12 protein-coding genes are annotated in these 14,098 nt (G+C 64.1%); 7 read left to right on the forward strand and 5 right to left on the reverse strand.

Features of this window, described 5'->3' with window-relative positions:
• Positions 1 to 218: 218 nt before the first annotated feature.
• Complete coding sequence (locus tag BRAS3843_RS12300) at positions 219 to 947, reverse strand: hypothetical protein (RefSeq protein ID WP_008969214.1); 729 nt, start codon at positions 945 to 947, stop codon at positions 219 to 221.
• A 291-nt stretch (positions 948 to 1,238) separates the two neighbouring features.
• Between BRAS3843_RS12300 and BRAS3843_RS12305 the strand changes: the two genes are divergently transcribed.
• Together BRAS3843_RS12305 and BRAS3843_RS12310 are read left to right on the forward strand one after the other, a co-directional pair.
• Positions 1,239 to 2,159, forward strand: a complete 921-nt coding sequence (locus BRAS3843_RS12305) for an ABC transporter ATP-binding protein (RefSeq protein WP_008969216.1) — start codon at positions 1,239 to 1,241, stop codon at positions 2,157 to 2,159.
• The gene (locus BRAS3843_RS12310; protein WP_008969217.1) at positions 2,156 to 2,917 is read left to right on the forward strand and encodes an ABC transporter permease; all 762 of its coding nucleotides are present in this window, start codon (positions 2,156 to 2,158) and stop codon (positions 2,915 to 2,917) included. Before BRAS3843_RS12305 ends, BRAS3843_RS12310 begins: the two co-directional genes overlap by 4 nt.
• Before the next feature lie 26 nt (positions 2,918 to 2,943).
• Here the strand turns inward: BRAS3843_RS12310 and BRAS3843_RS12315 are convergent, their stop codons facing one another.
• Positions 2,944 to 3,294: a hypothetical protein gene (locus tag BRAS3843_RS12315; RefSeq protein WP_008969218.1), complete on the reverse strand. Its 351-nt coding sequence runs from the start codon at positions 3,292 to 3,294 to the stop codon at positions 2,944 to 2,946.
• A 297-nt stretch (positions 3,295 to 3,591) separates the two neighbouring features.
• Here BRAS3843_RS12315 and BRAS3843_RS12320 point away from each other — a divergent pair, with 297 nt between their 5' ends.
• Positions 3,592 to 4,383 (forward strand): L,D-transpeptidase, encoded by a 792-nt coding sequence (locus tag BRAS3843_RS12320; RefSeq protein ID WP_008969219.1) that lies wholly within the window; start codon positions 3,592 to 3,594, stop codon positions 4,381 to 4,383.
• A gap of 156 nt (positions 4,384 to 4,539) precedes the next feature.
• Here the strand turns inward: BRAS3843_RS12320 and BRAS3843_RS12325 are convergent, their stop codons facing one another.
• Entirely contained in the window at positions 4,540 to 6,819 is a 2,280-nt protein-coding gene (locus BRAS3843_RS12325; RefSeq protein ID WP_008969220.1) for a fused MFS/spermidine synthase, read from the reverse strand.
• Positions 6,820 to 7,030: 211 nt separating this feature from the next.
• Here BRAS3843_RS12325 and BRAS3843_RS12330 point away from each other — a divergent pair, with 211 nt between their 5' ends.
• Positions 7,031 to 8,638 (forward strand): NAD(P)/FAD-dependent oxidoreductase, encoded by a 1,608-nt coding sequence (locus BRAS3843_RS12330; protein ID WP_008969222.1) that lies wholly within the window; start codon positions 7,031 to 7,033, stop codon positions 8,636 to 8,638.
• Positions 8,639 to 8,883: 245 nt separating this feature from the next.
• On the opposite strand, the gene BRAS3843_RS12335 is transcribed toward BRAS3843_RS12330, so the two are convergent.
• Entirely contained in the window at positions 8,884 to 9,048 is a 165-nt protein-coding gene (locus BRAS3843_RS12335; protein WP_008969224.1) for a Flp family type IVb pilin, read from the reverse strand.
• Between the two features lie 255 nt (positions 9,049 to 9,303).
• On the opposite strand from BRAS3843_RS12335, the gene BRAS3843_RS12340 reads away from it, so the two are divergent.
• On the forward strand, positions 9,304 to 10,227 hold the full coding sequence (locus BRAS3843_RS12340) for a 50S ribosomal protein L11 methyltransferase (RefSeq protein WP_008969225.1): 924 nt from the start codon (positions 9,304 to 9,306) through the stop codon (positions 10,225 to 10,227).
• A 79-nt stretch (positions 10,228 to 10,306) separates the two neighbouring features.
• Here BRAS3843_RS12340 and BRAS3843_RS40685 read toward each other — a convergent pair whose 3' ends face one another.
• On the reverse strand, positions 10,307 to 10,486 hold the full coding sequence (locus tag BRAS3843_RS40685) for a hypothetical protein (protein WP_139024846.1): 180 nt from the start codon (positions 10,484 to 10,486) through the stop codon (positions 10,307 to 10,309).
• A 233-nt stretch (positions 10,487 to 10,719) separates the two neighbouring features.
• Here BRAS3843_RS40685 and BRAS3843_RS12345 point away from each other — a divergent pair, with 233 nt between their 5' ends.
• Positions 10,720 to 12,543, forward strand: a complete 1,824-nt coding sequence (locus tag BRAS3843_RS12345; protein WP_008969227.1) for an aminopeptidase P family protein — start codon at positions 10,720 to 10,722, stop codon at positions 12,541 to 12,543.
• Positions 12,544 to 12,826: 283 nt separating this feature from the next.
• Positions 12,827 to 14,098: multidrug effflux MFS transporter (locus tag BRAS3843_RS12350; protein ID WP_035981552.1), on the forward strand; the 1,272-nt coding region annotated here is incomplete at its 3' end.

A 14,098-nucleotide genomic window follows, 5' to 3' on the forward strand; every position in this document is an offset into this window, starting at 1 on the left:
AAGTCATGCCACCGCAAAGAAGCAGTGCACCGGCAAGCCACACTGCGCCTCGGGAGGCGCGAACCTTGACGGAATCCTTGGAAGTTGGTCCCGGACCGATCATGGGCGCCTTCTCGCAACCTGAAACGCAGGCAAGACGGTATCTGCCTGCGCTGCGCTTGTCGCCCTTGAATCGGCGCAAATTTGAGGCGGCGCCGGTATCGAGATATGATCGGAAATCAGTTCCGCAGGCTCGAGGCACTCGCCGCGCGCTGCGGGCGGGTCACCGTGGTCGGCTGAACCGGCCGGCCCCTGTTGCCGAACACCACGGCATCGATCGCGCCGATCACCTTCTGCTGCATGATCTGGTTCTTCTCGATGGTGATATGGCCGACGCCTGGCACGGATTCGACGTCGACGTTTTCCAGTTTGCCGCGGAAACCATCGTCGCGGCGGACCGGCTCGCCGGCACCGTTGGCGATGTAGAAGTTGATGTAGCGCTCGGCATTGCCCGCGACCAGCTTGGTCTTGAATACCGAATCAAGCCCGATCGCGAGCTTCACCGGCACGCCGAGCTGGCCGAGCTTGGCGATCATGTCCGGCAGCGCGGTGGCGCCCGATGAATGGCCGACCAGGATGATCGTCTTGATTTGCCCGGACCGGTAGCCGGCCGCGGCCTCGTCAGCGAGCGAGGACCAGGACACGAAATTGGCGATGGTGACCGGGATTCCCTGCGCCTGCAGCTTGGCGGCGATATCATCCAGCCCGAGCGAGAAGATATTGAGCACGCCGCGCAGAAGGTAGACGTGGGTCGTGCTCGCCGAGATTGCCGTCGCGGTCGGTGCAGCCCTGGCGGCTCCGGGACCGAGCGGCAGCAGCAACAGCAGTGCAAGCGCGCCTGCGCTCAACCACCGGATCGCAGGAGACATCCTGGCATCCGTTGCAATGGTGCGGCTTCCTGGCGTCATCGGTCTTCCTCCGCGGCGAAAAGATGTCGCGACGGCGCGACCGTAGTCTCACGATGCTCGCACACGCAACATGGACGAGCGGCTCAAGCCACGTTACCGCCGAATCGTGTCGTACCCGCAACACCTTACCACATTCAGCCCTCAAAAGGCCCCGAAACTGACCGAATTGCCCTACGACGCACGATTGCGGGCGACAGGACGCCTTCCTATCTCTCGCCTGCCCTCCGGCGGCGTCCGCGAACAGCTTCCTCCCTGAGCGCCGTCCATTCTGCTCCAGCTCAATCTGCCCTTATGACCCCCGTGATTTCCGTCTCCGGTCTGTCGAAGACCTACGCGTCCGGCTTCACCGCGCTGAAGAGGATCGATCTCGATATCCACCGCGGCGAGATCTTCGCACTGCTCGGCCCCAATGGCGCTGGCAAGACGACGCTGATCAGCATCATCTGCGGCATCGCCAATCCGAGCACCGGCAAAGTCGCAGTCGGCGGCCATGACATCATCAGCGACTACCGCGCCGCCCGCGCGATGATCGGGCTGGTGCCGCAGGAGTTGCACACCGATTCGTTCGAAAGCGTCTGGGCCACTGTCAGCTTCAGCCGCGGCCTGTTCGGGAAGCCGAAGAATCCGGCCCTGATCGAGAAGATCCTGAAAGACCTCTCGCTGTGGGACAAGAAGGACTCCAAGATCATCACCCTGTCGGGCGGCATGAAACGGCGCGTCATGATCGCCAAGGCGCTGGCGCACGAGCCGCAGGTGTTATTTCTGGACGAACCGACCGCCGGCGTCGACGTCGAGCTGCGCAAGGGCATGTGGGACGTGGTCCGCGAGCTCCGCGCGGCGGGCGTGACCATCATCCTGACCACCCATTACATCGAGGAAGCCGAGGAGATGGCCGACCGCGTCGGCGTCATCAACAGAGGCGAGATCGTCCTGGTCGAGGACAAGGCGAATCTGATGCAGAAGCTCGGCAAGAAGCGGCTGACGCTCTATCTGCAGAACAAGATCGACGCGGTGCCGGACAGCTTGAGCGCCTACCATCTCGTGTTGTCCGAGGACGGCTGGCGTCTGAGCTATGATTACGACACCAAGGGCGAGCGTACCGGCATTACCAGCCTGCTCGGCGATCTCAGGACCGCCGGCATCCGTTTCGCCGATCTCGAGACCGAGCAATCCTCGCTCGAGGACATCTTCGTCAGTCTGGTGCAACAATGAATCTTCCGGCAATCGGCGCGATCTACAAATTCGAGATGGCGCGCACCTGGCGCACGATCCTGCAGAGCATCGTGTCGCCGGTGGTGTCGACATCGCTCTATTTCGTCGTGTTTGGCGCGGCGATCGGCTCGCGCATCAGCCAAGTCGAGGGCGTCAGCTACGGCACTTTCATCGTGCCGGGGCTGGTGATGCTGTCGGTTCTGACGCAGAGCATCGCCAACGCCTCGTTCGGGATCTACTTCCCCAAATTCATCGGGACGATCTATGAGATCCTCTCGGCGCCGATCTCCCATTTCGAGATCGTGCTCGGCTATGTCGGCGCCGCCGCAACCAAGTCCATCATTCTGGGCCTGATCATCCTGGCGACCGCCAGCCTGTTCGTGCCGCTGCACATCCATCATCCGGTGTGGATGCTGACCTTTCTGGTGCTGACCGCAGTCACCTTCAGCCTGTTCGGCTTCATCATCGGCATCTGGGCCGACGGCTTCGAGAAGTTGCAGATGATCCCGATGCTGGTGGTGACGCCGCTGACCTTCCTCGGCGGCAGCTTCTACTCGGTGAATATGCTGCCGCCCACCTGGCGCTCGATCGCGCTGCTCAACCCAGTGGTCTATCTGATCTCCGGCTTCCGCTGGAGCTTCTACGAGATCGCCGATGTCGACGTGGTTGTCAGCATCGGCATGACGCTCACGTTCCTCGCCATCTGCCTGGCGATCGTCTGGTGGATCTTCAAGACCGGCTACCGGCTCAAGCGCTGAGCCGCTGCCAGGCGATCTCGCCGATTTTACCGATAACAGTGGAAGCGACCGTAGCGGTCGCGATACCCACGGCAGCGGTAGTGCCGGTGGTAGTAGGACCGGTGCGGGACGCCAAACACGCCTTCGACGGCACCGACCGCTCCGCCCACGCCGGCGCCAACTGCGCCGCCGACGACGCCGCCCACCGGGCCGCCGATCCGATTGCCTTCATGGGCGCCTTCCCGCGCACCGCCCACGATGCCCTGGGCGTGGGCGACCGGCGGCAGTGAGAGCCAGGCCAGCGCGAGCGCCACGATCGCGAGCGCCGCGAGAAGACAGGTCACGCGTTGTGACGAGCGGTCGCGGAGCGCTGCCGCCTTGGCTCTTGTTTTCAGCATTGTCATCCCGATGGGTCTTCGGCAGGTGGACGAGGAAGGATCTATATAACACGGATGCGGCCAAATGGTTGCAGCTCCGTGACGTCCCTCGCTAACGCCCACGCCGCCTCGGGGCAACTCGCGAATAGTTAACTCGCGAAAATGTCACTCGGCGTCGGCGGTCACGGCTTGCCTGCATTGCGCCGGCCGTTAATGATGTGCTGCTCGCGCTCCTGGAACAAATGCTCAATTTCGGACATATTGCAGGCCGAGGGAAAGAGCCGCGGCGGGACTGAAATTGCAGAGGCCAGAGGTCACATGCGTACCACTCTTCTTGCGCTTGCCGGATTGATGCTGCTTGCCGGCACGCCGGCGTTGGCAAAGGTCGACATCACGGTCGACAAGAACAACCAGATGATGACGGTCGCCGTCGATGGCGTGGAGCGCTATCACTGGCCGGTCTCGACCGGCATTCCCTCCCGCGAGACGCCAAGCGGCAACTTCCGCGCCTTCCGTATGGAAGAGGACCACTACTCCAAAGAGTTCGATGACGCGCCGATGCCGCATTCGATCTTCTTCACCAAGATCGGGCATGCGATCCACGGCACGGATTCGGAAGGCCGGCTCGGCACGCCTGCGTCGCATGGCTGCGTGCGGCTGTCGAAGGCCAATGCCACCACACTCTATGAGCTCGTCCAGAGAGAAGGCGTCCTCAACACCACCGTGACCTTGACCGGCTCCGCCGAGGTTGCGCTGGCGCGCAATCCGCACCGCGGCACAGCGGTGGCGCGCCGCGACGCCCAGCAATATGACAGCGCCGGCGAACCGGTCGTGCTGACGCCGCAGCCGCAATACTTGCCCGGACGGCAGATCGTGCCGCAGCAGCGGGCCGAGGACGGCTACATCTATCCGGCCGACGGCAGCGACGACGGCACGCGCTATCCCGCGCCGCCGAGCGCCACACGCCGTGTCTACGATGCTCAGGCCTATCCGCAGCAGCGGTACCAGTATTACGGCAACAGCGCCCCGAGCTACCAGCAGCCACAGCGTTCCTACCAGCCGCGCCCCTATCAGCCGCGGGACTATTTCGGCAACACCTATCAGGACTGAGATGCCCTGACATTGACAGATGAAGGCGGGCCTCACGCCCGCCTTTCATTTTGCCGAATTGGTGTCGTTGCAAGGAGCGGCGGACGAAGCAATCCAGATCGTCGTCCTGATCATGGATCGCTTGATCCTATCGCCTGGGCGAAGCCTGACGTCCCACTACTCTCCGTCGCGCAGGCGCCGATAGACGGCGCCGAGAATGTTGGAATAATCGTCGGTCCAGACCCGCTCGCCCTCGGTCGGCTCGGTTTCGGTCCATTTGTCCGACGAGGCGAGATTGCCGACATCGGCATCGTCGCGCGCGGACACCACCACGTCGGTCGGGAAGATGTATTCGTCGTCGCGGCCGGAATCCTCGTTGTAGACCCAGCTCTTCAGATCATTGGCGTCGGCGATGCCGACCACCACGCTTTCCAGCGCGAGGTGGCGGTTGGAGACGTGCATCACGACGGCGCCCTGCGGGGCGAGCTTGGCCTTGTAGATCGCCATCGCTTCTTCGGTCGCAAGATGGATCGGGATCGCATCCGAGGAGTAGGCGTCGACGATGATGAGATCGTAGATGCCGTCCGGTTCCTTGGCGAAGGTCAGCCGCGCATCGCCGATCACCGGCTTGAAGTCGGGCGCACAATTCTTGATGTAGCTGAAATATTTCGGATCGCTCGCGGTATCGACCATCGTCTGGTCGATCTCGAAGAACTTCCAGCTCTCGCCGGGCTCGGCGGCGCAGGTCAGCGTGCCGGCGCCGACGCCGATCACGGCGACCTTCAGCGGCGCGCCCTTGCGCTCGCGAACCGCAGTGATGGCGCGACCGATACCACCGTCCTTATGGTAGTAGGTGATCGGTTCAGGCCGTCCGGTGACCGGTGAGCCGTCATCGTTCTGATATTTCTGCGCGCCATGGATGGTCGTGCCGTGCATCAGCACGTGGTATTGGCCGTGCGAGGTGACCACGATCTTGTGCACGCCGAAGAAGCTGCGGACCGTTTCAACCCGGCCATCATCCGCCGGGTAAAGCCGGATCAGCACCAGCGCGACCACGACGGTTGCGAAGATCTTCCAGCGCTCGACATTGAGCAGCAGTGCGAGCAGCGCCGCGAACACACCAACCACACCGGCCACCCAGACCCGATGCTCCTGCAGATAGGCCGTGACCGCGCCGGTGGTCTCCCCCGGCACGATCAGCGCAATCGCGATCGCCGCAAGCACGAGCCAGTACCACCGGGTCACAGAGGGCAAACGCTCGCTCTTCTGCGCCGGCCGGCATAGCGCGGCAAGCGCGAGGAGGATCGGATATTCGGCGACCCAGGAGAAGGTGAACGGCGCGACCAAGCCTGCGAAAAGGCCGCCGACCATGCCGCCGAATGACAGCGCGACATAGAAGCCGGTGAGGTATCTGGCAGCCGGCCGGGTCCGCGCCAGCTCGCCGTGACAGGCCATCGCGATCAGGAAGAAGCAGAGCAGATGGCCGCCCAGCGTCAGGAACAGATTCTGCTCGCCGCCGACTGCCAGCAGCACCACGATGCCGGCAATCGCCAGCGGCTGTAGCGCCAACATCCATGCGTGCGGCAGCAGCGGTCGGGACTGGAACACCAGCACCCAGGTCAAGAGATAGAGCGACAGCGGCAGCACCCAGAGCAGCGGCGCCGCGGCGACGTCGGTCGAGATATGCGCGGTGACCGCGATCAGCAGGCCCGAGGGCACCGCAGCCAGGAAGATCCAGCGCGCGCGCAACAGCCAGCTCGGCGGCGGCGCGTCGCTCTCTTCCGCCTGCAGCTCGATTGACAGCTGCGCCGGCGCGCGCCACAGCAGCAGGCCGCAGGCCGCGATCAGCACGATCAAGAGCCCGTAGCCGGCGGTCCAGATCAGGTTCTGCATGCGCAGGCTGAAGATCGGCTCGATCAAGAGCGGATAGGACAACAGCGCCAGGAAGCTGCCGATATTGGATGACGCATAGAGGAAGTAGGGATCGGGCGCGGCCGGGTGGCCAGTGCGGACGAACCAGGCCTGCAGCAGCGGATTGTTGGCGGCCAGCGCGAAAAACGGCAGGCCGATCGAGACCACAAACAGCCCAAGCAGCCAGAGCGCATAGCCGGAGGTCGGCGGCTCGCCCCAGCTATTTGCGATCGACAACGGCAGGGTGAGGATGGCGACGACGAGCAGCAACAGGTGCGCGACCACCGGCACGATCCGATTGCGGAGCTGCATCAGAAAATGCGCATAGGCGTAGCCGGCGAGCAGCAGCGTCTGGAAGAAGACCATCGCCACCGACCACACCGCCGGCGAGCCGCCGAGCCGCGGCAGCACCATCTTGGTGAACAGCGGTTGGACCGAAAACAACAACAACGCGCTGACGAAGATCGCGGCGGTGTAGACCACCAGGATCAGGCTATTCCGCGTGCCAGCGGTTTGGTCGGCTGCAGGCGATGCGAGCGAGGTCATGAAAACTCCGGCGTTGTTCCGGCCAGCATCGGAAAGCGCATGGCCCGGCCGCGACACGCGGACCAGACATAACGGATGGAGGGGCTGTACGGCCAGCAGCGGCCGCAGACTTTCCCTTGACGGCATACGGCTCCGGCGCGACAGCACTGTCCATCACCGGTTCCCGGTCGTCCGACCGCGCTTGCTTTAACCAGGGCTTTTTGAAGCGGACATGAACGAAACCGACGTCGTCGTCATTGGAGCCGGCCATAACGGCCTGACCTGTGCCGCCTATCTGGCCATGGCGGGCCTGCGCGTACACGTCGTGGAGCGGCGCAAGGTGGTCGGCGGGGCCGCCGTGACCGAGGAATTTCATCCGGGCTTTCGCAATTCGGTCGCATCCTACACGGTCAGCCTGCTCAATCCGCAGGTCGTCGCCGATCTCAAGCTGCATGAGCGCGGGCTCAAGATCGTCGAACGGCGGGCGCAGAATTTCCTGCCTGCCCCCGACGGCCGCTATCTCCTGACCGGCGAGGGCCGCACACAGCCGTCGGTGACCAGGCTCAGCGCGCATGATGCTGACGCGATCGGCCTGTTCTCGGCAAGACTGGAGGCGATCGCGGACGTGCTGCGCAGCTTCGTGCTGCGCGCGCCGCCAAACCTGGTCGAAGGCTTCGGCCTGTCCGCGATCCGCGAGGGCTTCAATGCGCTGGCGGCGGCCAACACGTTGCGCGCGCTGACGATCGAGCAGCAGCGCGATCTCTTGGATCTCTTCACCCGCTCGGCCGGCGAGATGCTGGACGAGGTGTTCGAGACTGATCTCGTGAAGGCGCTGTTCGGCTTCGATGCCATCGTCGGCAACTATGCCAGTCCTTACGCCGCAGGCTCGGCCTATGTGATGCTGCATCACGCCTTTGGCGAGGTGAACGGTAAGAAGGGGGTCTGGGGCCACGCGATCGGCGGCATGGGCGCGATCACGGAAGCGATGGCGCGCGCGGTGCGCGACTACGGCGCGCTGATCGATGTCGATGCCGGCGTGCGCGAGGTGATCGTCGAGCAGGACCGCGCCGCAGGCGTCGTGCTGGAGGACGGCCGGACCATTCGCGCCAAATATGTCGTGGCCAATGTGAATCCCAAGCTGCTCTATACGCGGCTGGTGCCGGGCGGCGCCTTGCCCGATGCATTTCTCGCCCGCATCAAGACCTGGCGCAACGGGTCAGGCACTTTCCGTATGAATTTGGCGCTCAGCCGCCTGCCCTCTTTCACCGCACTGCCCGGCGAAGGCGACCATCTCTCGGCGGGCATCATCCTGGCCCCGAGCCTGGCCTATATGGACCGCGCCTATCTCGATGCACGCGAGCATGGCTGGAGCCGCGAGCCCGTGGTGGAAATGCTGATCCCCTCCACGCTCGACGACAGCCTGGCGCCGGCAGGCCGGCATGTCGCCAGCCTGTTCTGCCAGCATGTCGCGCCGGAATTGCCGGACAAGCGCTCCTGGGACGATCATCGGGACGAGGTCGCCGATCTCATGATTGCGACCGTCGACCGTTACGCGCCGGGCTTCGCCTCGACCGTGCTCGCGCGGCAGATTCTCTCGCCGCTGGATCTGGAACGGCAGTTCGGCCTGCTCGGCGGTGACATCTTCCATGGCGCGCTCAGCCTGAACCAGCTGTTCTCGGCACGGCCGATGCTCGGCCACGCCGACTACCGCTCGCCGCTGCCGGGCCTTTACCATTGCGGCTCCGGCAGCCACCCCGGCGGCGGCGTCACCGGCGCGCCCGGCCACAATGCAGCGCACGCGATTTTGTCTGATCACAGGGCGCTGTTTGCCCGGAGATAAGCGGTGGACAGAGCTGTGGACCGTCGGTGGCGAGGTCTTGGCACAAACCTCCTGCAAGCTTGGGACAGTTTTGGGACAAGCCTTGGGACAGATCTTGGGACAGGTCCGGGACAAGACCTGTATGCGCATTGGACATCCTGTGGATGGAAGCCGCGAACCCAGAACGGCTGGTTCCAGCCGTGCGCGTCGCAAAAAGAAAAGGCCGGGGCGCGAACCCCGGCCTGAGACTACCGTTGCAGAAGCGCTTACTTCAAAGACGTGTTGATCGAGTCGAACTTGCTGCTCAGCGATGAGCCGAGCCCGTTGACCGCGGCGATGATCGCCAGCGAAATGCCGGCCGCGATCAGGCCGTATTCGATGGCGGTGGCGCCGGATTCATCACGCAAGAACTTAAAAATCTTGGATTTCATGCTGACCTCTATACCCCTGTCGTTGGACCAGAGCCGCTCAGTTCCACGACCGGGAACATACCGGCCGAAACCTAAAGTCACCTAAATGCGCGCCTGATAAATTGTCCTGATAATTGTCTGCAATTTTCACGCGATATTCGGCCCTGGACGGATACAGATCCGGGCGGCCCAATACCCCACTTCAAAAGGCAATCGCGCTTGCCTTGAGGCAGAAAACGCTTAACCACGCTGACCAATTGCCCCGCGGATCCCCTGATGACCTCTACGCTCACTCCGGCCACCCACCGCGCCAGCTTCAGCTTGGCTGGCGAAACTGACGCGAGACGCGCGGTCGATACCCTGACCGAGGTCTTTTTCGAGGGGGATGCCGCGGTGGCCGCCTTCGAGCGACCGGACGGGCGCTGGGACGTGACGGTGCATTTCGCGCAAGAGCCGGATCGCGATCTGGTTCGCGAGCTCGTCGCAGGGGCGGCCGGCGCGGACGTCGCACAAACCATCAGTTTCGACGTGGTCGAAGCCAAGGATTGGGTCAAGGCCAGCCTCGACGATCTGGTGCCGGTACCTGCTGGCCGGTTTGTGGTTCATGGCAGCCATGACCGCGCCCGGGTGCCGCCGAACAAGCTTGGCATCGAGATCGAAGCGGCGCTCGCCTTCGGCACCGGCCATCATGGCACCACCCGCGGCTGCCTGCTGCTGTTCGACCATTTGTTGAAGTCGCGGTCGCCTCGCCGCGTGCTGGATCTCGGCACCGGCACCGGCGTGCTCGCCATTGCCGCGGCCAAGTCTTGCCATGCCAAGTCCTGCCGTCAGTCCCGGCATCAGCCGATCCTGGCCAGCGATATCGATCCTCCGTCTGTCGCGGTCGCCCGCGACAACATGAGGATCAACGGAGTTGCACCACGGGTCCGGGTTATCCGTGCCACCGGCTTTGCCGCGCCCGACTTCGCCCGCGAGGGTCCGTTTGATCTGGTCTTAGCCAATATCCTGGCCAATCCGCTGCGCCAGCTCGCCGGGCCCATGCAGCGCCATCTGGCGCCGTCGGCACACGTGATCCTCTCCGGTCTTTTGACACCGCAGGCACGCGCCGTCGTCGCCGCTTATCGTGCGCGTGGACTGGTGCCGGTCAGGCAGCTGAGGATCGACGGCTGGAGCAGCCTGCTGCTGCGATATGAAGGATAGGCCGGGATCAATCCGGCATTGGGGGAAAGCGCCGCTTTGCTTTTTGCTTTGTCTTGGATTTGGCTGTGTCTTGATCTGACTACTTTGTTTTGGTCTGGCGACCGTCAGAATCCTGATTGATCGGCTGGTCCCGCTTCGTCCGCGGCGCCGTCAAACGACTTACGAGCTGACCCAGCGTGCTGCGCTGCTTCTCGGCGGGTGTGGGCGCCGTCTCTTGCGATGCGGGCGCCGATAATTTCTCGAAGGTAAAAGCAGGCATGTGCGTCCCCTCGCCGTTGAGTTGAGGCACTCCTAGAACACACGACCACAGCAGCTATTCGACCTTGGTCGTAGCATTCCGAACGTTTCCCCGGTTCATCTCTTTCGGATGACTGGCAAACGACAGCAAATCGTTTTGCACAGGCGAATGCAAGGAGATTCTTCATGCGCTGCACGCGTCGATTGGGGAAGGCTGATTGCAGACGCTCATGCTCGACCTTAGACTAATCGATCATGTTCGAAGCTCACTTCCAGACTTTCGAGGATCCCGAGACCGGGGTTGCTCTGACCGCACGCCTGTCCGCCTTTCGCGAGGAGCTTGCCAGGCGCAAGCTGACCGGCTTTATCGTGCCGCGCGCCGACCAGCAGCAGAACGAATATGTTCCAGGCTCCGAGGAACGGCTGGCATGGCTGACCGGCTTCACAGGCTCGGCGGGCGCAGCCGTCGTGCTGCCGCGCGAGGCCGCACTCTTCGTCGATGGCCGCTATACATTGCAGGCGGCCAGGCAGGTCGACAGCAAGGCCTGGACCGTGGAATCGCTGGTCGAGCCGCCGGTGGAAAGCTGGCTCACCGCGCATTTGAAATCTGGTGACCGGCTCGGCTTCGATCCATGGCTGCATACCGCGGCTGCCGCCGAACGGCTGGCCTCCGCCTGCACCAAGGCCGGGGCCGAACTGGTTGCAGTCGACAGCAATCCGGTCGATGCGATCTGGACCGAGCGGCCGCAGCCTCCGGTGGCGCCGATCGCCGTCCATGCCGCAGAATTTTCCGGCGAGAGCGAGACCGACAAGCTCGCCCGGATCCGAAAGGAGATCGATAAGCTGGGCGTCGAGGCGCTGGTGCTCTCCGATTCACACAACGTCGCCTGGACGTTCAACATCCGGGGCGCCGACGTCGCCCACACGCCGCTGCCTTTGTCGTATGCGCTGGTGCCGAAGAGCGGCCGGCCGACCATCTTCATCGATCACCGCAAGCTCTCCAATCTCACCCGCGACCATCTCGAACAATCCGCCGATGTCGCCGAGCCCGACGCGCTGAGTCCGAACCTGACCAGGCTCGCGCAGACCGGGGCGGCCATCGCGCTGGACAGTGCGACCGCGGCCGATGCGCTCACCCGGCTGATCCAGACGGCCGGCGGCAAGCCCGTGCGCTCCACCGATCCGGTGAGCCTGCTCAAGGCCGCCAAGAATGCCACGGAGATCGAAGGAACCAGGCGCGCGCACCGGCGCGACGCGGTCGCACTGGCGCGCTTTCTGGCCTGGATCGACCGTGAGGCCCCCAAAGGCGCGTTGACCGAGATTGACGCGGTGGAAGCGCTGGAGACATTCCGCCGCGACACCGGGGCGCTGAAAGATGTCTCGTTCCCGACCATCGCCGGCACCGGGCCGAATGGCGCGATCGTGCATTACCGCGTCACCCGCAAGACCAACCGGCGCATCATGCCCGGCGATCTCCTGCTGATCGATTCCGGCGCGCAATATCAGGACGGCACCACCGACGTCACGCGCACCATCGCGATCGGGACGCCGACCGACGAGATGCGTGACCGCTTCACCCGCGTGCTGCGCGGGCATCTGGCGATCGCGCGCGCGGTCTTTCCGGACGGCGCCACCGGCGCGCAACTCGACACGCTGGCGCGGCAATTCCTGTGGCAGGCCGGTGTCGACTTCGAGCACGGCACCGGACATGGCGTCGGCAGCTATCTCTCCGTGCATGAGGGGCCGGCGCGGATCTCCAAGCTCGGCACCACGCCGCTGAAGCGCGGCATGATCCTGTCGAACGAGCCCGGCTACTACAAGACCGAGGCCTTCGGCATCCGGATCGAGAACCTGGAACTGGTGGTGGCGAAGGATATTGCCGGCGCGGAGAAGCCGATGAACGGTTTCGAGGCGCTGACCCTGGCGCCGATCGACCGGCGCCTGATCGATGTCGCGATGCTGAGCGCGGACGAACGCGCCTGGCTCGACGCGTACCACGCGAAGGTCAACGCCGCCGTGCGCAGCGCGCTCGATGAAGCTGACCAGCGCTGGCTCGACGCCGCGACTGCGGCGCTTTAGCCGCAACCTCCGTCATTCCGGGGCGACGCGAAGCGTCGAACCCGGAATCTCGAACTGAGAAGCACGAAAAGCCAAGTTCGAGATTCCGGGCTCGAGGCCTTCGGCTTCGCCCCGGAATGACGGGGTTTAGCTGCCGAATTTTCGTCACCGCCTGCAACACCCTTCGGCACGTTATTATAACAGTCCCGCTCCCGGCATGGGCGTATGCCGAAACAAGCGTTTTCGCGGCGCGGCAGGCCGCTACATTCGCCCTCGTTCGAAACGATGTGAGCGCGCCCGGCACATGCACGGAATGATCAGCAAGCCGCCAGAGGCCGCCTCGCAAGCGGGCCTCGCGCCTTCGCGCGGGGTGCTGGTGCTGCTGGTCGTGATGACCGGGCTTGCACCGATCTCGCTCTACCTGCTGGTTCCGGCGTTGCCGATGCTGGCCACGACCTTCGGCCGCGACGCCTCGGTCGTGCAGATGACCGTCTCCTGCTACATGGTCGGCATCGCGCTGTCGCAGCTTCTGCTCGGACCGTTGTCGGACCGCTACGGCCGCCGCCCGGTGATGCTGGCCGGTCTTGGCCTGGCGATCGTCGCGAGCTTCGGCTGCATCCTTGCGCAAACCCTGCCGCAACTGATCTTCGCGCGCTTCCTGCAAGCCCTGGGCGGGGCCAGCGGCATGGTGATCAGCCGAGCCATCATCCGTGACCTTTATCCACGCGAGCGCGTCGGCGCGATGATCAGCCTCGTGATCGCCGTGATGATGATCGCGCAGATGCTCTCGCCGCTCACCGGCGGTCTGATCGAGATCACGCTCGGCTGGCACGCGATCTTCTATGTCGTCACGGCGCTGTCGGTTGCGATCGCGATCGCCGTGACGCTCGCGCTGCCGGAGACGCGGCGTGCACGCGCCGAGGGCGCCAGCTTCGGCAGCGACGTCACGGTGCTGCTGAAGAGCCGCGCCTTCATCGGCTATGTGCTGTGCCAGGTGCTGGCCTCGCAGATCATCTTCGCCTTTGCCGGCGGCGGTCCCTATATCGTCGAGGTCCAGATGGGCCGCTCCTCAGCCGAGTATGGCGCCTGGTTTGCGACGACTGGCTTCGCCTATTTCGTCGGCAATCTGTTCTGCGTCCGCTTCTCGCCACGCCATTCGCTGGACAAGCTCATCTGGTTCGGCCTGGCGCTGCAGCTTGTGGGCAGTCTGCTGAATTTCGGTTGGAGCCTGCTCGGCCTCAACCAGGTGCCGAGCATCCTGTTCGGCACCCAGATGCTGGTGATGTTTGCGAACGCGGCCGTGATGGCCAACTCCGCTGCGGGCGCGATCAGCGTGCGCCCCAGCGCGGCCGGCACCGCCTCCGGCGCGATGGGTTTTCTGCAGATGGGGCTTGGTGCATTGACCTCGCAGCTCGGCGCCTATCTCGGCGGGCACTATGCTTCAACGCTGCCTCTGACCTCGGCGATCCTGATCCTCTCGCTCGCCTGCGCCAGCACGATGATCTTCCTGGTGCCGCGCTGCAACGCGATCGTGAGTGAGGAGATGATCAGGCAGGCGGAGGAGGATGAGGCCGGG

It is taken from the genome of Bradyrhizobium sp. STM 3843, from assembly GCF_000239815.1.
Lineage (GTDB): Bacteria > Pseudomonadota > Alphaproteobacteria > Rhizobiales > Xanthobacteraceae > Bradyrhizobium.